The organism is Candidatus Brocadia sinica JPN1 (assembly GCF_000949635.1).
Classification (GTDB): Bacteria; Planctomycetota; Brocadiia; order Brocadiales; family Brocadiaceae; genus Brocadia; species Brocadia sinica.
Genome location: NZ_BAFN01000001.1, coordinates 3,734,253 through 3,755,469 on the forward strand (window position 1 = coordinate 3,734,253; position 21,217 = coordinate 3,755,469).

Below are 21,217 nucleotides of genomic sequence, written 5' to 3' on the forward strand. Positions count from 1 at the left end.
AATAAAATTGGGGATGGGTTTTAAAACCCATCCCCAGCAGAAAGCCTTTTTATCTGAAAAGACTTAATATGGACTGCGGCCCTGAATTTGCCTGGGCGAGCATTGAACTGGCAGTCTGTTGTAAGATCTGTAGCTTTGTTGCATTCAACTGCTCATACGCCATGTCAGCATCCTCAATTCGGCTTCTTGCTGCCTCAGTATTTGTCTTTGCCACAGTCAAGCTTGTTTCCTGATAGCTAAGCCTGTTTACAACGGCACCAACATAGCTTAATGCCTCTGATACATCTGCAACAGCGCTATCTATTCTACCCATCAATGTTTGCGCCGATGCTGATGAGCCTACCAATGAACCTGCAAGGGTATTGCCACTAAGCCGTGTGCCACCACTTGCATCAAGCCTTAATTGAGTGGCCTTATAACCTGTATTGCCACTCTCTAAGCTGACATTACCGGTCTTTAACAAATTAAATTGCAATATGTCGTTTGTGGTACTGTTTCCACCACCGATCTGGAATTTAAACAGTGTGCCACCGGCAGTAGCATTGCTCGAACCTGTACCGCTGAATATCGCTTTGGAATTCCATGTGGCTTGCGTTACCTCAAGGTTAATTTGTGTTGCCAATGCGGCAAGTTCCGCTTTGATAGCTGTACGCTCGGATGTACCAAGTGAGTCATCAGCTGCCTGAGTCGCCTTTGTCTTCATCTGCGTCAGGATATCAACGATATTGTTCAGATGTCCTTCTGCAACCGACAAAAGGTTTTTAGCCGATCCAATATTACTTAAGGCCTGACCAAGACCTTCTGCACGTGCATTAAACTTTTTTGCAATAGTATAACCAGCTGCATCATCCCCTGATGTGTTGATCCTTTTACCCGTAGCCAACCTTAATTGAGAAACAGACAAACGACCAGAGATATCAGACAGCGACCTCAGAGCGTTTAACGCATTAAGATTTGTATTAATTCTTGTACTCATCCTTAACCTCCTTGTTTTATTGTTTTTTCCCGCATTCCATAACGGGTAGAAACTAGTTTATCTATCTAAATATACAAACATCATTTGACCGGCCAGTCACTTCTTTAAGCATTTCAAGGTACCTGGTGGAATTATCGGCAGGAGTTTTAAAAAGTTTAAGAAATTTAAAAAAAATTCTTTTTTAAAGCTACAAGATTCTGTAAGGCATAGTTGCATCCTGGGTCTATTTTTAGCGCCGCCTGGAGTCCAATCATTGCAGATTCTAATTTTCCCAATCTGGCGTAACAGGTGGCGATGTTCGTAATGACAGTTGCATCAGTGGGAGAGGTTTTAAGGTGTTTTTCTAACAGTTCGATGGCCTTCTCGTATTCCTCTGTTTCTATGCAGAGATTTCCGAGGTCGTGGTATACGCTACTATGTGATGGGCTGGAGCTTAAAATGTTGTTGATAAACTGAACGACGCTCTTCTTGTCGCCTTTTTTGTATTTAATTCTTTCTGCAATACATTTAAGTCCCAGATGGTCTGGGTGAGACGAATTTATCTTTTTTAACGTCTCTTCTGCCTCGCTCAGGAGATTTGCTTCTATCTGCAAGTTTATCAAAAATATGTGTGCGTGTATATTTTTGCTATCTTTTTGGAGTAATTGTTTAACAGTATGAATGGCTTCATAAGGTTTTTTCCTCATCGCTTGTATCTTTCCCAGCAGGAGGTATATCTGATGGTTATTTGTGCCCAATTTTAGGGCAGCGCTGGCCATATTCTCAGCATCTTCTAAACGATTCTGAGAAACATATAAACTTGCAAGATTTGAGTAATAGAGTGGTTCTCTATTGTTGAGTTCTATTGCCTTTTTGTAAGCCACTTCAGCGTCGTTAATAAGTCCCAGACCCTCGTAGCATACTCCGATATTGTCATATGCCTTGCATTCATAATAATATGCATCAACGATTGACAGATTAAAGATGGGTTTTTTGTTTTCTTTATCTTTTGCAATAAGATATTTTTTGAAATACTGTAAGGCATCGGCAAAGGCCTCCTTTTTTAATAGTATTTCTCCCAGAACAAATAAAATGTCGAGAGAATCAGGATTTTCTTTAATTGCCTCTTTACAGATTTCTTCTGCCCTGTCTATTTGATCCGTATTTAATAGGGCATATGCAAGGTCAAGGTATATTCTTTGCCTTTGACTTTGAGAATTAAAGTCTGTTTGTGACAGAGATATATTTAGTCCCTTTTCCCCTAATTCAATAACCTTCTCAAAGTTATATTCGTTTCTATAATTTCGGATGAGATTTGCTATAACAAAAATGTTATTGGGATTCTCAGCGAGTTGCTGTCGTAACAGGTCGCCTGTCCTTTTATATTTCCTTCGCATTTCAGATTCTGACAAATTGTAACCATAATGATAGAATCTTATTTCCGATTGAAATGCCTTACCCTCGAAGATGAGCTGATTGTGTACAATTCCCTCGAAGTGGGCTTTTCCTCTGCGAAATACCCTTGTATAATAATGTTTTGACCGACCACCGGGAAGATCACTATATATGGCGACAAATATGGCATTGTACGAATCAACTGTTATTAATTTGTGTAAAAGGGAGATGTCGGCCTGTTCCAGCGCCTCGTCCGCGTCGATTTGAAGAATCCAATCTCTTGTTGCGTAGTTCAGGGAGTGATTTCGCGCCTCACTAAAGCTATTCTTCCAGGGATGATAGTATACCCTTGCACCAAAGGATTGTGCGATTTCAACGGTCTTATCCGTCGAGCCCGTGTCAACAATAACAATTTCATCCACGGCATCTTTAATACTCTGTAAGCACTGGGGTAAAAATTTCTCTTCGTTCTTAACGATCATACATGCAGAGAGGGTAGGCCTGCCCCTGGATATCTTAACCAAGGATCTGCCATTCTTTTGTGAAGTATGAAGATCTGTAATTGTCATCGATTGTTTCCCCATTAAGAACCTAATTTGTTTAAAGCCACAAGATTTTGTCTGGCATAAGTACATCCGGGGTCTATTTGTAACGCTGCCTGGAATCCGAATTTAGCAGATTCTAATTTACCTAATCTGGCATAACAGGTGGCAATGTTGGCAACAACGGTCGCATCAGACGGAGAGGTAGCAAGGTATCTTTCAAATAGTTCGATGGCTGTGGTATATTGCTCCATTTCTATACAAAGGTCACCAAGGTCGAGATAGATATCGTTATCTATGACATTGGACTTTAGTATATTCTGAATAAATTTATTGGCGCTCTTCCGGTCACCCTTTTTATATTTGATTCTTTCCGAAAGGCATTTAAGTCGTAGGTTATCCAGGCAAGAAGGAATTATTCCTCTTAGCGTTTCTTCCGCCTCTGTAAGCTGATTTATCTGGATTGATAAGTTGATCAAATATATGTATGCTGTTACGTTGTTACCGTCGATACGAATCGAATGTTTAAAAGCATTGATAGCACTATTGTGTTTTTTTTGTGTGGCATATACCTTTCCCAATAAAAGATATGTCAAATGATTAGCGATACCAAGTCTTACAGCAGTATCAGCTATATTTTCGGCCTCGTCTAAACGATTTTGAGAAATATAGAGTTGGGTAAGGTTTGAGTAGTATAGTGGTTCCTTATTATTGAGTTCTATAGCCTTTTTATAAGCTACTTCAGCTTCATTGATAAGTCCCAGATGTCTGTAACATTCACCAATATTGTTATATGCACCGTGTTCATAATAGTAAAAATCGGCAGAGAGTACTTTGAAAGAAGGCTCCCTGTTTTCTTTTTCCTTCAAAACAAGATACTTCTTAAAATAATTTAGGGCATCGCTGAATGCTCTTTTTTTCAACAATATTTCTCCAAGTACCAGGAGGACGTCAAAGGAATCCGGGTTTTCTTTCAGTGCTTTTTTACAGACTTCTTCAGCCTTGTCCACTTGATTTGTATTTAACAGGGCATGTGCAAGGTCGATGGATATTCTTTGCCTTTGAATTTTAGAAACGAGGTCTGTTTGTGGTATGGATATATTTAGTCCTTTTTCTCCTAATTCAATAACCTTCTCAAAGTCATATTCATTTCTGTAGTTTCGAATGAGATTTGCCATAACAAAAATATTATTGGGATTCTCAGCGAGTTGTTGTCGTAATAAATCACCCGTCCTTTTATATTTCTTTTGCATTTCCGATTCGGATAAATTATACCCATAGTGATATAGCCTTATCTCTGATTGAAACGCCTTACCCTCGAAGATGAGCTGATTGTGTACAATTCCCTCAAAATGGGCTTTTCCCCTGCGAAATATTCTTTGGAAGTAGTGTTTTGCCTGACCACCGGGGAGTTCACTATAAATAGCGACAAATATGACATTGCATGAATCAGTGGTTATTAATTTGTGTAAAAGGGGAATGTCGGCCTGTTCAAGCGCCTCATCTGCATCGATTTGAAGAATCCAATCACCGGTTGCGTAGTTCAGGGAATGATTTCGCGCCTCACTAAAGCTGTTCTTCCAGGGATGATGGTATACTCTTGCACCAAAAGATTGTGCAATTTCAACGGTCTTATCTGTCGAGCCTGTGTCGACAATAATCATTTCATCCACGGCATCTTTAATACTTTTTAAACACTGAGGTAAAAATTTCTCTTCATTTTTAACGATCATACATGCAGAGAGTGTAGGCCTGTTTCTGGATGTCTTAACCAGGGATCTGTCGTTATTTTGTATAAATTGATGTTCTATCATTGTCACTGCTTCTTGCCACGCTGGAGGCTTTGTAACATTACTTGTAACTATTCAGAACAAAATATAAACTATATTCCCGAATTTTTAAATTCAATGGATAATGTATACAGGGAATTTCAATCTTTTAAGTTAAGCAATGAATAAACACACCCCTACCCCTCTCAAGAGGGGAATTTGAGAAATCCCCTCTTGGGAGGGGATTGAGGGATGGGTAAAAATAAATGTCGTTGATTTTGCCTTTCAAAACCCAGCCTAATTTATCTCATGCTAAATTTGACTTCTAATTTTTAATCGTTATTTCCCTAACGCCGATCTATAACCAACAAGAGCTGCCCCTAAATGACCTAACTGCTCATACGATTGTGCAAGTTTTAGTAAGGCACTTCTATCTTCAGGATGTTTCTTTAAATATTCTTCGAGATAGGGAGTAGCTTTTTCATAGGCTTCTTGTTGTATATATAATTCTCCCAATTTTAATATCACATCATCATCTGCAATACCTTCAGAAACGGTTCTCAATAAAGTCTCGGTTGCTTCAACACGGTTATTGACATTGGAATAGCAGGATACCAGGTTCTTGTAAGCAGTAAGGTACTTAGGGTTATACGATATAGCTTTTTGTAAATGCGATATGGCCGTTTCCCATTGCCCTAAATTCCCATAGCAATAACCCATTCCATGATAAGCTGCGTAATCATATCCCAGTGTGTCAATCATAAGAGGATTCGTATGCATATTTTCAAGATACCATTCTCGTAAAGATAAGAACCGATTAAAGTAGTTAATTGCTTTGCGGTAACAACCCTCTTTTAAATATATGCAGGCGAGGGTAAATATAATGTCAATATTTTCCGGAGTAATTCCCAATTCTTCTAATCTTGATAAAGCGGTATGGCATAATTCCTTTGCTTTTGCAAAATCTTCATTGTGGAGATAACAATTTGCCGTCTCATACATAATCATTGCATAATGGTGCAGATTAACACTTGTTCCAGTGGGTTTTAAGCAGGGATCAGGAGTAATTATCGCCAGTGCCTTTTCTCCTGCATTGATGCCATCATAAAACAAGTCTTGTGTACGATAATTGCGCACCAGATTAAACCATGAAAAACTATCGAATTTGTTTTGTTCAATTTGTTTTTTTAGTAAACGGGTAGTCCTTTGCCACTTTATCTGCATCTTTTTTTCGTCGAGATTATATCCGTGATGATAAAGCCTTATTTCCGTTGGTAATCGTACGCCTTCCGTAATGATTTGCTCGTGAATAATATCTTTGTAGAATCCTTTACCACGTCTGAAGACCCGTGTGTTATAAAATTTGTGTACGTTATCTTTTATGATGCTGTGGATGGCTATGATAATTGCATTATATTCTGGATTTTTTATAGCATGTTGTAGTTTTGGGATATCAGCCTGCTCCAGCTCTTCATCTGCATCAATCTGAAGGATCCAATCTCCCGAGGCATAATGTAAACAATGGTTTCTTGCCTCGCTGAAACTGTCATTCCATAGGTGGTTGTAAACCTTTGCCCCAAAATTTTTAGCAATAGTTATAGTATTATCGGTTGACCCCGTATCAACAACAATTATTTCATCAACGGCATTTTTAATACTCTGTAAACAGTTAGGGAGAAGTTCCTCCTCATTTTTTACGATCATGCAGGCTGAGATCTTAGGTATCCTTATATTTTGCATAGATATTAGCTTTTATTCCCAGGAGTTCCTTTATTAATCAGTTTTCCCCGTAATGATGGCCCTCCCAGTGTGATTATCAGATACAAAAGAATGCGCTGGGTTGCCTTTACGAGATCTGGTGAGGTGAAAAAATTCTTTATAAAAATGTGTAAGCCTTACCACGTATTTGCGAAAATCACGCATCTAAAACAAAGCAAACATAATGCCGTAAACTAAGCTTTGTCTGTATAAATAAGTTATGGACTTTAAACATGTAAATCAAGTAAACAGCACATGAGTATTTGGCTATTGAAAAGGCAAGAAAATATATCACCAACACTTTGCCGGTGTGGGAATACACCGAGATGTTATTTTATACAAAATGATCAATTTTTATTCAGTGAGTTGTTATTTTTTCAGAAATACGGGTTTTGGTAATTATTGGTGTTTTGTTATCAATTAGTTTATGTCTGATGAAGTTGACAATACGTTGGGCTGCATGTCCATCGCCGAAAGGATTTAAAAGATGCGTCATTCGATCGTATTCTTTCCTGTCTTCGAGCAAACGAATTGTTTCTGTAATGATAGTTTTGGTATGTACACCTACCAGTTTGGCACTTCCAGCTCTTACAGCCTCCGGGCGTTCTGTTACTTCACGAAGTATCAGGACAGGTTTATTTAAAGAAGGGGCCTCTTCCTGAATACCACCGGAATCAGTTAAAATAATATGGGCGCGTTTCATCAAGTGAACAAAAGGCACGTATTCCAACGGCTCGACAAGTATGATGTTCGATAAATTACCGAGCATGGGATATACAACGTTCCTAACATTTGGATTGAGATGTACCGGATATACAAAAGTAACATCCGGGTATTGTTGGGCTAATGTTAGGATGGCATTGCATATATTGATGAACGGTTTTCCAAAGCTTTCCCGTCTGTGTGCTGTAATTAGTATCATTTTGCCTTTGATGTTGTTTAGCAGTTCATTGTCAAACTCAAAATCCTGTGTTGCAACATCTAGCAGGGCATCTATGACGGTATTGCCCGTTACACAAATATGGTCTTTACTTACTCCTTCATTTAATAAATTACTTTTTGCATCATCAGTCGGCGCAAAGTGAAGATGCGCTATTACACTCGTGAGACATCGATTGACCTCTTCCGGGAAAGGTTGATATTTGTTAAGTGATCGTAATCCTGCCTCGACGTGTCCCACGGGGATTTGCTTGTAATAGGCAGCCAGTGAGGCGGCAAATACAGTGGTTGTATCACCTTGTATTAAAACTAAATCCGGTCGTTCTTTTTCATAAATCGCCTCTATGTTTTTTAATATTTTGCATGTTATGTCGGATAGCCCTTGATTTTCATGCATGATGTTCATATCGTAATCAGGTTTTATGGCGAAGACATTCAGGACGCTATCAAGCATTTGACGATGTTGAGCGGTAACGGTAACGACACTTTTCAGTGTGTCTGCGTGTTTTTGTAATTCTTTAATTACTGGCGCAAGTTTTATGGCCTCTGGACGAGTACCAAAGACACTCATTATTTTGAACATAGTATATGCTGTGTGTGATCCTCTGTACGAAATTCTGAAAGACCTACAACGGAGAGAATGGTTTTAAATCTATTAGTCCAGGTGTGATCAAACAAACATCTGGTTCTTCCTGCTGCTCCAATTTTAAGAGCGATATCCGGGTGTAAAACGTAATATTGTAATTTTGAAATCAATTCCAATTTATTCCGGTAACAATCAACCTCTTCTCCGAGGATAAAACAGTTTTCCAGATCTTGATTGTAGGTTGTCAAATAGAGGCCTCCCATCAGGGGAACCTCAAAATCTCTTCCTTTTAATCCTGTTAGATGAGGAGAATTCCCAATAAGGCCAAACCCCAGGTTTATTAGTGAACGAGAATAGATTGCGTTCATCTCTTGGTGTGATAGCTCTGCTGAAGGCCAGCCTTTGCCAAATGTTTGAACTGAAATCCCACAACTTTTTAACCATTCAATGATATGTGGTCGTATTCCGTAACATTGGCCAACAAAAGAAACAGGAATATCTCTTGGCACTGGCAGGGGAGAAAAGGAGTGAGTATTTCCGCCCGGTGGGAGAAATAAGGCTCGGGCGCCAACTTTGACATATTTATGAATATCTTCCTCTGATTGGCAGGTGATGCAGAGGTCAAACTCAGGCGCAATTTCAGCATTACCAGAAAGACCGCTTGGCTCTTGGTATCCCCAGAATTTTATCTTGTCATCGAGGCTAATATTGACTGTTATCAGGTTCATTTTACCGATAGCTCGAATAGTTTTCGGATAAACCCATCTTCCCGAAAGGTAAGAAAAGAAGAGATCGATCGGCTTTTCACGATGCGCTAATTTAACTTGCCGTATTAATTCCTTGTTAAAATCGGGCTTACCCCTCTGGTGCCAGTCGTGGGCATATTGATTGAAGGAATTTCCCCAATCATAATGAATAACATCAGCAATCTCAGCCCATCCATCTACCAGTCCGTGTTTTTCCCAATTAACGTGATGTACGGCTATGAAGATACGAGGTCTAGGTTTGCAAGTAGATATTTTGCCAATCTTTGCAAGATATGTTTTGATCGTGTCGATCTGTTCTTCGAAAGAAATGTGAAATACCATCTATCACCAGTAATTTGTTTTTCACCATTTTGTAAGGTTACTTTGCGCCAGGTTTATTCTTGTTAAAATTTACAGTTGCCAATAGTTGGTGCAACCTTTTCTCAAAACTATGGTGTTCAACAGCAAAATCATGCCCTGTTTCTGCAATTCTTTCCCTTTCATCCTCATGGATGAGATAATATTGGATTTTTTTTGTAAGATCTTCAACGTCACCTTGACGCCATTGTACTAAGTGTTCTCCATCTATAAAAAGGTCCTGGCAGGAAAGTTCTTCGGTAAGGAGGAACGAACCAGATCCAAGTACCTCGCCTACGCGCGTCTCTATGTTAAGTAAATCAGAGAGATGTATGTTTAAAACGATCTTTGATTCATTAAATATCTCATTTAATTCTTTGTTATCCCATGTATTAGGGATGAAAACGTTGAAATACTTTTCTAGAGCAATAAGAATGCTCTTACGCCGAGGGGTTTGGTTACCAATAAAGGTAATGTCATATTTTTTTTGCATATCAAGCTTTTTATGAATCTTTGTATTTACAGCAGTGCAAGGTAGCCAGTGGACATTTTTGCAACCGATGCTTTTATAAACTGGTATGTTGTTTTTATCATGAGAAAAGACATAATCAAAAGCAGTTGCATTATATTCTAGTTCTTTTCTTCTGAGAAGCGCTGCATAGTCTACTGCATTCTCGCTACCAATCTGCTCACAATACCATAAGGCAGTTGGATAGGGGAGTGACTTGATTAATTCTGGTGGAATGAATTCACCTTTACAAACGAGAATCAGGTCAGTTTGCTGCTGTAAGAGTGTATGAAGATTTTGCCGCTCTTGCCGAAAGTCTGTGCTGATGACCGTGCAATTCATTTTCTCCAATGCCAAAATCAGATGATTTTCAAAACCCCATGGGTAATTTGTTTTTTGAGCACCGACGAGATGTACAGTTGTCATTTCCGATTCCATGGATAGATATTTTTCAACACTTATTCGAATCTTTTTGACTGTGGATGCATCGTTCTATGCAATATTTTATATCTTGCAAAGCCTGGAAGCTGTTTAAATTGTGATAGAGATACGGTCAGACTTTTTTGTACGTATGATTTTTAAAGCGCATCTTTTCGAGGTTTTGTATAGCCTCTTTGTAGTTGGTATCCAAAATGATAGGTTTATTGAACATTGTTTATTACTTCATATACTTTTTTACTAAAGGTATTGTAGTTATTGACACTGTTCCTTGCATTATTTTGCATTTTATAAACTAACTCAGGATTCTTAATAAGGTAATCCATTTTAAAAACCAGGTCATTCATATCAACGATTTCTTCAGGAAAGGCGATGTTGTCTTGTCTGGTGAGTCTTTGAGCAACTTTAACCAGAAGACCATTATAATCATCCTGCACGAATTCATTCATAGGCGGTGCATCTGTGGCGATGGCCGGTAAACCACAAGCCATGCCTTCCAGAAGGGGTAATCCTAAGCCTTCCAGTTTGCTTGGAAAAACCAGTATACTGCCCTTATGGTAGAGACCAGGTGCAGGTACGGTTTCAACATGGTATGTGATTCTGGTATTGTTATGCACTATATTTACGATTTGTGGTGGAAGTTTTTCTGGTTCAGCCTGGGCATGGATGAACAGTGTAACGTCGGGATTATGTCGGGAAATCGCATCAAAGGCAAGGATGACGGCAGGGGTCATCTTCCGGTAGTTAATACCCAACCATCCGGCATTGTGGAAAAAGGTATATTTTTCCTCATCATTATTTAGAGGTTTAAAAAGTTCTGTATCGATTCCCCATCCGACGTAATAGGCATTGCAGAAATCTTTAACTAAATTAAATGTCCTTTTCGTGGAGCAAAGCACGGTATCGTACAAGTACATATAGGGTTTCCAATCATCCTTGTAATAATCAAGATAAGTAATGACTTTAGTACCTTTTTTCTTGCAAAAATCAACGAGACTCCAGTCATATTCTTCATTGAATATCACCGCATCAATTGCGTTGTCATCTATCCACTTTCCAATTACTTCATGCGGGATACTATAATCGTTAAATATCGTTAAATTAGGGACTGCCCATATGCCATCGGTTTGCAACATAGGGCGACCGTATACTCCGCCAGTTCTTGCAAAAACAAAAGTTTCATGTTCTTGAGCGATAACATCCCGCAAGGTTTTAGTTACATATGCTTGCCCACGTTCAAACCAAATACTTACAAAACCAATTTTTAAGTTTTTTTGTTTTTACGAATAGTATTAATAGATTGTTCAATGAAGGGTTGTACTTGTATCTTTTGTTGTAATTTTTGCTGAATTTTTTTCAGGTTATCGCGAGCTTCTTTATAATTTGTTTCAATTAATAATGCCTTTTCAAAATATGTCTTTGCCTCATTGAACATGTCATTAGCAAAGCATATAACACCTAAATTGTTAAATGCTGATGCATCATTTGGGTCTAGTTCTATCACTTTTTTTAGATTGGTTATAGCATTATCGAACTGTTTGATTTGGTGATAAAGTAGAGCAAGTGCATAATATGCACTAATGAAATAAGGGTCGGTTTCTATGGCTTTTTTATAAGATTCAACAGCCTTCTCCATAAGGCCACTTTCCTGGGATGTCTGTGCTTCGTTAAAATATTTTTGAGCCGATGGTGCCGGCATAGTTTAGTGAGTACCTAAAACTAACAAGGTAATAATAAATGTGGTCTTCCGCATAACCAATACCTCAACTCATAGCAATGTTTGTGCCAGCAAAATAAGTATTTATGTTTCAATAACTTATCGAAAAGATACTGAGTTTGTCAGGAAAAATTCTTTCAGTTGTTGAAATGTTGAACATTTGCAGATTGCCGAATGTGAAATATTTAAACGCTATGTCAAAAAATTACGTAAGAAGCAACATGGATCCAACTGTTATAGGCAACAAAAGGAGATTTGAATGTAATGCTGATAGATAGAAGGTAAGATTGGTCTGACGATAAGCCTGCCGCAGTTATCTAATTATACAAATTGTGTCCTTAAGATTTTAAGCGCGTTGTTTTCATTTTCTCTATATAAATAAAAGTTAAACATTGATAGATGTCCCCCAGTATGGTGCATATAGTCGTAAATAGGAAAGTTTTTACAACGAAAATTCTTTATTGAAATATCACGAAACCATCCAACGGCAATGTCGAGTACAGATGTTCCTCTCCCTCCGTCAACCATTGCGCCGAAAGGTAACGCTATTCCTCTTGGAACTGTTAAATCCCTTGCAATTGCAAGATTAATAAGTATACACCACTCATTAACTCTACATTCAGGTAAAGGCCATGGATTATTTTTAAATTGCTCGTGGAATTTCGGAATGTGATACGGTCTTTTTGTATGCCCTGAAGGAGGTTCAACGGTTTCGTAAAGAGCAGATAACTCCACAAAAGAAGGCCTGTAGTTCCAGTAATTATTGGAATTGCACTTTTTTGTCCAGAAAGCAGGGCAGTTCCAGCATTGCCCAATAGAGCCAATAGCAATATTGTCTCCTATGTTTTTGAGAAATGCCCCTATAATATCATCGTGATAGATACAGTCATTATGGGTAATAAAGATAAAATCCTTATTTGATTTTTCCCATCCGTATTGGTACCTTATAGACGATCTGTATTCATCTTCTCCAAGCCTTTTCACGTCTATAGGGTTTGTCCACAACCAGTATTTTGGAATATAATATTCAAGATTGGGAAGCCTATTTTTTATAAGGGCGCTGGAACTTTTCTCAGGATCATTTTGTAAGTTCTCTTCAATGAAGAATATCTTATCTATGTATTTCCCAGAATAGCGATTCAGGGAAAGAAGTGCCAGAGTAGTTTGAAAGGGCTTTTTGCACACATTAATTATACAGTCTACTTTGTCTGGCATGTGTTCATTCTATAAGTAAAGCAGAATTTACTTTATTAATAATACAGCTTGAATACAGTAGCAAGTTACAAGCAGTTTTTCTCCTGAATCCTGGATACCTTTTCAAGATTTTGTTGCGCCTCCTTATAATGAGTATCTATCGATAGCGCTTTTTCAAAACAAATTCTCGCATCGGAGTACATATTCTTTTTAAAGTACAAAACTCCCAGATTATTATGTATAGATGCAGCACCACCATCCAATTCAATCACTTTTTTATAAGCATCAATGGCGCTATCCATTTTTCCACTCATTTGATATGCAAGTCCAATACCACACAAAGCAGCCACATCAATAGGATTGGTTTTCAGTACCTTCAAATAGAGTTCAATGGCCTCACCAATATTTTCCAATTCCAGCGCCTGTTGACCTTGAGTGACGAGGGCAGTATTAGCATCAACCAAACTACTGTGTAATTCAAGCAACTCCTCATAGTTAATATTTGGCCATTTTTCTTTAAACTTAGTCCCATTGACGGATAGACTGTTTCGATAATCAATTTTATTTTCAATGAAGGTCTGGCTTCTGTAATGATGGATGAACACACTTTCATCCACCATAATTGCGTAACCCTTTTCATGGACTTTTAAACATAGGTCATCGTCTTCGTAATTTCCTGTGCCAAAGGATTCATCAAGTCCGCCAACTTCATCATAAAGCGCTTTTTTCATCAGAATCGCAAAACCAGCAATGCGGTATCGTGGGGTCAGCCGCCCGTTGTATGCCTTTCTTACCTTTTGAGCAAAAATATGAAACCCGTTTTCATCGCTATAGGGAATATCCCTTACCATTTGCCTGCCGCTGATAGAATTTGTTATCGGTCCTACCATACCAATTTTTTTATCCCTTTCCAGGTTTTCCACAAGGCTCTCCAGCCAACCATCAGAAACCAGGACATCATTATTGAGCAGCATTACGTAATTTCCACTTGCTGCAGACACTCCCTGGTTATTGCCGGCTGCAAAGCCCTTGTTTTCTTTATTCTCAATAAGTTTGTAGTCTGTTCCTGTATGTTTTGAACAGGAATTTAGATGTTCTTTAACCAATTTGCGGAGGTATGCTGCGGTGCCATCTGTTGACCCATTATCTACAAAAATAATCTCATGTGGATATCCTGTGTGCCTCTGGATTGAACTGATACACTGTTGTGTGTATTTTAAGGCATTGTAAGTGAGGATGATTATAGAGACGAGTTTTTGCGGTTTGCTAGATAGCGATCCGGCAGAAATCATATTGGGTATGTGATAGCGCTGTATTCTGTTATTTTCAGTAATTGTAGTTGAGCCGTCTTCCCTTATAATAATATCCGGTTTAATCTTACCAATCCACTTGCTATGCAATCGCTGAATATTTTCTAAAATTTTTGAAAAACGTTCAGGGCCGCTTTTTGACTCATGATGAATTACAACACCCTCAGGCTGGTAAACAAGTTTCCACCCCTTCTCTTGAAGTTTAAAGCATAAGTCAACATCTTCGTATCCATTCCAGTAACCCTCATCAAAACCACCGACTTCATTGAATGCAGATTTACGCATTAATAAGCAAGCTGCGGTTAAGGCTTGATACCGACGTAATTGGTTCACCTCAGCGATATCCATGGGTTGCCCATAATAAATATGTCTGGCAACCAGAGGATCAGGTAATTTTTGATCATCGAAAATGACAACCCCGGCATGCTGAATTGTTCCGTCCGGGAACAAGAGTTTACCTCCCACTGCTCCTACTGAATTATCTTGTGTAAGTATATTGAGAAGCGGTTCCAGCCAGTCTTTCCTGGGTTCTGTATCGTTGTTTAAAAAGAGGAGATAATCGGTGGAAGCCATCCGTGCCCCCTGATTACAAGCCTTGGAAAAACCAAGGTTCTTATCATTGGTGATAATTTTAACATCGCCATCTAAACACTTAAGAAAATCCCTGGTACCATCCGTGGAGGCATTATCAATAATGATAACTTCGTATAAATCTCTCGGTGTGTTTTTGACTATTGCTTCAAGGCAATTTCGAGTAAATTCAACTTTGTTAAAAACGGGGATAATGATGGAAACCTTCTGAAGGTGTTTAATCCATGCAGTTTGTAAATTTAAAATACGTTGCTTGCCTTTTGTATGTTCTCCGTATCTTTCATAAATAATGTTCAATGTTCTCAGAAAATCAGCCCGCTTTTTACTAGACATGCTGGTGCTATCCGTTCTCCATGCAAACTCACAAGTGATCTTCCTTATGTGAGCGAAATTGTATTTTCGGGACATGCGGATCCATAAATCCCAATCTTCATGGGTGGTGAGTGATTCATCGAAAAGACCTACTTCATCTATACACGATTTATTATGCATAATGCAGAGTACCGGGAAAAGGTTTTGTGCCAAAATGAGGTCTGATTCAAAATCAAAGGAATAAGGAAAGTCTTTTCGTTTTGCTACATACCTTCCATTCTCTTTTTCTTGCCATACACGGTATGCATCTGTATAGGCCACTTTATAATCATTGTTTTCTAAAAAATTAACGAGTGTTTCTACGTGATCTTCGTAAAAAATGTCATCGTCATCGAGGTAAGCAATATATTTACCCGTTGTATGCTTGATGGCAGTATTTCTTGCTGCTGCAAGTCCTTTATTCTCTTTGTGTACGAGATACTTAATAAATAATCTCTCTCGAAAGGCATCAACAATAGTTGATACGTCCTCTCCTGCATCGTTAACCAGAACGGCTTCGATACGTTTGTAGGTCTGTGATGCAATACTTTCCAGTGTTTTTTTCAAGGTATCTGGCCTGTTGTAAGTCGGTACAATAACAGAAACAAGAGGGTCGGGTTTCGATTTTTCAGCTAGACATTGATCTAATATTTTTTTTGCCTCTAAACGGTATTTTTCGTCGTAAAGGTTTGGGTGATTGATAACAATTTGAGCCATTAACTCACTATGATGCTCAAGGGCTTTTGTATACATACTGCTCTCTTTAACGCGATACATAAATAAAGGTTCAGGAATTCTCCTTCCATAATAGCCCTTTTCTCCACAGGATATCCAGAAATCCCAGTCTTCATAACCCCAGGTCATGTTGGGATTATACCCACTTACGGACTCCCAGGCTTTGCATCGATACAGTGAGCAATAGTTGAGATGGTTTTGAAAGCACAATCGTTTAAAATCATACTCTCCTGCACAAATAATTCGATTCGCACTGCCAAAATGCTTTACATCAGTATAGGCAATTGCAATCTCTGGGTGAGTTTCCAAGAGAGAAACCGTCTTCTCTAACATTTCGGAATGTATTAAATCATCCGCATCGAGCGGAAGGATGTATTTCCCCTGAGAAACCTTGATTCCCGCGTTCCGTGCACATGACAATCCCTGGTTAATCTGATTAATGAGTCGGATTTGATTGTCTGGATATTTTTGAATTAACGATTCGGCAACTTGAGTTGTATTGTCGAGGCTGCCATCATTAACAATAATGCACTCCCAGTTTTTATAGTTTTGATTAATCACGCTTTCTACTGCTTCTGGTAAGAAGTGCGCCTGGTTGTAACAAGGAATTATTACCGAAACGAGTGGTTCAGAGGATTGGTCTAATGATATATGATCTGTTTGATTTTTTAGATTCAAAGCGCTTTTTTCGATTATATTTGAGCCAAATCGTTTTATATTTATGTAATAATCAAATATCTCGCCAAAGCGGTGATGCCATGTATGTTCAGCTATGGTTCGCTTGTATCCATTTATTGCTATTTCGTTTCTTTCGTCTTCGTTCTTAAGATAGTATTTTGCCTTATCTATTAATTCTTCTACAGAATTGAATATTACTATCTCTTTCCCATCTACATAATATTCAGTTAAATTTTCAGCATTACTGGTTAATTGGAAACTTCTTGTTCCGGGGATCTCAAAGTTTCTTCCTTTTATCTGTTGACCAATTAAAGTTGACGAATTAGATAAATTGAGGTTGATTTTACACCTGGAAAATAACCTGACCATTTGATGAAAGGGGACACGTGGCCGATTTTCCCATCCAAAACCAAATACTTCTAACTTGAGTCCATTTACAACTAATTTTGACAAGACTTCTACACGGTTACCATGAGGCTGTCCTACAAAACTAATATCTAAATTTTTTTGGATATCATAAGGGATATACAATTCATGATTACATGCCCATTGAGTTTTAATAACTTTATGGGATATCCCAAGTTTTTCATACTTTGGAAGGGCACTATTAGCAGTCGTGCATACATAATCAAAATGAGGGGCAACCACTGAGCTATACTTTTCAAATCTCCAGTGGTCATCACAAAACCAATGGATAGTTGTTGTACCTAATGTGGATATTTGTTTAAATGCCTCGTGGAGGGGATCGCGATGGAAATCGAATAATACTGCAAAAAGATAAGTGGGTCTTTCTTTCCTGGCTAGTTCATACAATTCCTGTGTCATTAAATCGATGCCAATATTCAATCCACGTTCCATGAAATCGTAGTTGACAAAATCCCAATCACGCCTTTTACAATAACATTGTAGTGGGTGGTAAAAATTTCGGTGTTCAAAGGAAAAACCCCTCGATTTATCCCCGTAGTCATATTTCATTCCTACATATAACAATTTTGGTTTCATTGTTTATTGTGATAACTGTTGATATATTTCAAGCAATGTGGGGTTATCATTATCTAACTCTAATGCGTCTTCAATATACATCTTTGCATCCAGGAACTTTCCTTGATTCATCAAAGCATGTGCAGCTTCAATGTAAAGACTTACGTTTTGCGTATTCTTATCGATCATCTTCTGAATGTTATCTATATCCCTAATCTTTACGGCTTCTACATGATAACCAACAGTAAATTGATCAATAAAGTGCTTTTTCTCTAATGCGAACAAATATCGTGGAATCCACTCACCAAATAGATTTTGAATAAACTCTATGTTGTTGCCATGCAAATGCTGGTGTTGTGGTAATGTCCATGCCACCCGGGCACATTCCTGAGCAAGCAGTTTGAAAAAACCGCCATTTGGTATGATTTCTGAAACGTACAGTCCAAACTTTTTACAAAAATGTCTGTACCATTCTGGCGTGTAACCACCGTAGTAGTGATACGGTATTTGATGCAATCCCGCACCGAGCGGAGCGGTAATGAAAAGCCGTCCACCAGGCCGTAATATTCTAGTCATTTCCCGCATTGCTTCAATTGGTTCTGGAGTGTGTTCCAGAACTTCGGTGCAAATAATTACATCAAAGGAGTTGTCGGGAACTGGTATAGCGCTGATGTCTGATTCATAATCAATACTCCCGTACTCCTTCGTCCCTCCAAGCTTTTCACCGGCATATTTTTTGAAATCATGAGTCTTGTAGATACAATGAACAAAGAATGGACGATAAGGACATGTTCCCGCTCCTATGTCCAGGACACGTGATCCAGACGGGACAGTTAATGCCTTTGCGTGTACCCACCTATCCCGACTTCTCTGGTTGAAGTTATGAAGTTCATCTATGGACAGCTCCGGCACAGATTGTTGGAAGACCTTAAGGACATCAGAAATCTGAGAACCTGTGGGATATTGCACATCATGGGATGTTACCTTTTGGTTATCTAAAAGTATAGTGCGCAACTGCCTTTTCCAGATTTCAAAAGTTGGCTGCTCCATTGAAGAAACGGTACTTTCCAATAGCAATTCATCGGCAACTATCAATTGTTTTTCCAGTGGAACATTCTGAGATTTTACTGCAATCGCCGTAACGTTTGATAAAAATGGCTCATGGGGCCAAGAGCTTGCTTGTATCAGGACGGTACCAAATCCCAATCGGTTCAGGGTATGCTCAAACCTTTCAGGAAACCACTGGTCGACGTGGTATGCCCAACCAGAGGACTGATCTCCGGTAATATGACGGACGACCCCCATTTTTGTCTTCCAGGAAGATTCAGTCAATAATGTTTTAGCACTTCCCATAAGATCAGGTGTCTCGATGTGCAGTTTACCACCGATCTTTAACCAGTTATGCCATTTGATCAGCATAGCCAGGGCGGTAACACGATTAAAGTGTTCAAAGACATGGTGTGACCTGACCTCGTCTACAGACCCTGCAGGAAAATCTAATTCCGTAATGTTCGCATAAACGTCCGCATTCACCTGCATGACATTATGCTCACTTGGTGGATAATCAATATTTACATAACCATCGAGGTGCTGTTCTCCGCAACCAAGGTGAAGGCGAAGTGGCTGATTGTCACCACAAAGACCTGTAATATGGAGTTGTTCGAGAACATTGGTATTAACAATTGAAATCGTATTTCTTATATTTGTTATTGCAGCTGATTTATAAGGAAGAATGTGTTTAATTTCATGAGTAAAATTTTTTTTATTATTAAAAGATAACGTATCGTACTTTGCGTAAATGTCACCCCAATATAACTGATCTGTCGAACGTTCCAGTTTTTTAAAAAGAGTTTTTGAGGGAACCCATTCGGAAAGAACCAGTTGAGATATTTCTCCTTCGGAAAAATTAAAGAATTTGTAACCGAGCTTTTCCAAATGAGACACGCACTGCTTTGCACGATCAAGAAATTCAATTGTAAATTCAAATGATAAATATGGAACTGGTTTAGATAAACCACACAGAACTTGATATTCAAATCCTTCTACATCAATCTTGATGTATTGAGGGAATCCATAAGTATGAATAGCGTCATCAAGAGTAATTACTTCTACCTCGTCAGATTTATCCCATGTATAGTCAGCAAATCTTCCCTTTTTCCATTCATCTGAAAAAGTGGAGATTGTGTTAGCCTGCGAGCATACAGAAAGTAGCATTTTCCCATTTTTATCAGCCAACCCTTTTTCAACAATTACTACTCTTTTGTCATTGCCGTACTTCTTCCGCAATATCTTTGTGCAATCAGATTGAGGTTCAAAACAAATTACCTTTGCGCCATTTTCTAAAAACATATAAGTCTTGTCGCCTACATTTGCTCCAATATCAAATACGATATCTCCGGGGCCATAAAAATTTCGCATTAACAGCATCTTGTTGTCCTGTACATGATCTGGCTGTGTTTGATTACCCTGTAAATTATAAGCCGTTAAAGAAGAATTTATTTCTCGATTTTCAACCCAGTCAAGTATCTGGCGAACTAACCTTTCTGTTGTATGAAAACTCTTTATTTTGCTTCTGGCATTTGCTGAAATCCGCCTGGCAAAATTAGGCTCACGCAAAATCCGTTGTATATGTTCAGCCAACTGATAAGGATTATCTCCCTTGTACAATAAAATTTCTTTCCCATCCTCAAAGAGAGCTTTGGTTCTCGGTCGATCGGTGATTTCATAGCTTACAACAGGTCGTCCTGCAGCCATCCCTTCAAGTACACGGCTTGCATAACCCTTACCAAATTGTGGTAAATTCACAATCGCTGCCCCCATACTCAGTCCCCTCAGCCAAAGGGCAAAGCATTCTCTGCGAATGACACGCAAAGAGTCTATATAAGTTGAAAAAAAATCTTCGGTAGCGGCATTCCCTTCCTTTAAAAACGCCTCAGAAGTAGCGTTCAATTTATCAAAAAGACCAGGCAGATTGGTGTTATATTCTGGTGAGGCCACTGGGCGGACAAGTAAACCCTTCAAGGCACTATGTTCCAGCCATTTTTTCCTTTCACCATAGAGAGACCCGTAAAAAACCGCACAATTATTGGGTGCGGGCGTTGACGGAAGTTCCTTGCAGATGAAACGATCAGGCATTATTCCGGCATCCCACAACCATTTGGCTTTTACCAAGTTATGGGTGTTAAAATTTTCCACATCTTTTTCGTCAATAGCAACGACATGCGTTACAAATTTAAAATTCCTTTCGAGATTAGCTCGCCGTCTTTTGACACCTTCGGGATTATTTACAAGTTCATCAGGGTGCATTTCATAGCTTTCCCAGACAAAGCCAATACGAACCGGAGCTATCGCCGCAATCCAATCCAGGAAATCCTCGTCAAACCTGCTATGGACCATCTCCAGCCAAACCTGATTGAAGTTTTTTCCTGCACAGAGTTTACGTGCGTGGTTGAGCCATGATATTTGTTCGGAAGATGTCGTTTCATAAAAGGCTGGAATCGTCAGATATTCCACCCCGTTGGCAGCAAACCCTTCTTCAAAACCATAATTTCCCGAGTAAGGAAAGTGGCTTGCATTTTGCCACGTTTTAAACTCTAAAGGAATATATAAAACTCTCAGGCTGGCACGATTTTTAACAGACACAGACATTACTAAGACTCCTTAATAA

The 21,217-nt window shown here is 38.8% G+C and carries 12 protein-coding genes; all 12 read right to left on the reverse strand.

The features are described 5' to 3' along the window. Window positions 1–49: 49 nt before the first annotated feature. A complete protein-coding gene (locus BROSI_RS17135; protein ID WP_052565021.1) occupies window positions 50–976 on the reverse strand; it encodes a flagellin in 927 nt (308 codons plus the stop codon). A 164-nt stretch (window positions 977–1,140) separates the two neighbouring features. Then, window positions 1,141–2,919: a TPR domain-containing glycosyltransferase gene (locus tag BROSI_RS17140; protein WP_052565023.1), complete on the reverse strand. Its 1,779-nt coding sequence runs from the start codon at window positions 2,917–2,919 to the stop codon at window positions 1,141–1,143. A 14-nt stretch (window positions 2,920–2,933) separates the two neighbouring features. Next, window positions 2,934–4,706 carry a TPR domain-containing glycosyltransferase gene (locus tag BROSI_RS17145; RefSeq protein ID WP_052565025.1) on the reverse strand — a complete coding sequence of 591 codons (1,773 nt, stop codon included), beginning with the start codon at window positions 4,704–4,706 and terminating at the stop codon, window positions 2,934–2,936. Window positions 4,707–5,000: 294 nt separating this feature from the next. Further along, complete coding sequence (locus BROSI_RS17150) at window positions 5,001–6,401, reverse strand: tetratricopeptide repeat-containing glycosyltransferase family 2 protein (RefSeq protein WP_052565027.1); 1,401 nt, start codon at window positions 6,399–6,401, stop codon at window positions 5,001–5,003. A 376-nt stretch (window positions 6,402–6,777) separates the two neighbouring features. Further along, the gene (gene wecB, locus BROSI_RS17155; RefSeq protein ID WP_052565029.1) at window positions 6,778–7,941 is read right to left on the reverse strand and encodes a non-hydrolyzing UDP-N-acetylglucosamine 2-epimerase; all 1,164 of its coding nucleotides are present in this window, start codon (window positions 7,939–7,941) and stop codon (window positions 6,778–6,780) included. After that, window positions 7,929–9,032: a CgeB family protein gene (locus BROSI_RS17160; protein ID WP_052565031.1), complete on the reverse strand. Its 1,104-nt coding sequence runs from the start codon at window positions 9,030–9,032 to the stop codon at window positions 7,929–7,931. The genes wecB and BROSI_RS17160 overlap by 13 nt, the downstream gene beginning before the upstream one ends. Before the next feature lie 37 nt (window positions 9,033–9,069). Continuing rightward, a complete protein-coding gene (locus BROSI_RS17165; protein WP_052565032.1) occupies window positions 9,070–9,981 on the reverse strand; it encodes a CgeB family protein in 912 nt (303 codons plus the stop codon). Window positions 9,982–10,196: 215 nt separating this feature from the next. Next, window positions 10,197–11,129: a glycosyltransferase gene (locus BROSI_RS17170; RefSeq protein ID WP_052565035.1), complete on the reverse strand. Its 933-nt coding sequence runs from the start codon at window positions 11,127–11,129 to the stop codon at window positions 10,197–10,199. Window positions 11,130–11,257: 128 nt separating this feature from the next. Beyond that, a complete protein-coding gene (locus BROSI_RS17175) occupies window positions 11,258–11,692 on the reverse strand; it encodes a tetratricopeptide repeat protein (RefSeq protein ID WP_082059292.1) in 435 nt (144 codons plus the stop codon). A gap of 339 nt (window positions 11,693–12,031) precedes the next feature. Continuing rightward, window positions 12,032–12,925, reverse strand: a complete 894-nt coding sequence (locus tag BROSI_RS17180) for a hypothetical protein (RefSeq protein ID WP_052565039.1) — start codon at window positions 12,923–12,925, stop codon at window positions 12,032–12,034. A gap of 65 nt (window positions 12,926–12,990) precedes the next feature. Then, a complete protein-coding gene (locus BROSI_RS17185; RefSeq protein WP_082059293.1) occupies window positions 12,991–17,571 on the reverse strand; it encodes a glycosyltransferase in 4,581 nt (1,526 codons plus the stop codon). 3 nt (window positions 17,572–17,574) lie between these two features. Further along, a complete protein-coding gene (locus tag BROSI_RS17190; RefSeq protein WP_162183249.1) occupies window positions 17,575–21,192 on the reverse strand; it encodes an FkbM family methyltransferase in 3,618 nt (1,205 codons plus the stop codon). Window positions 21,193–21,217 lie beyond the last annotated feature (25 nt).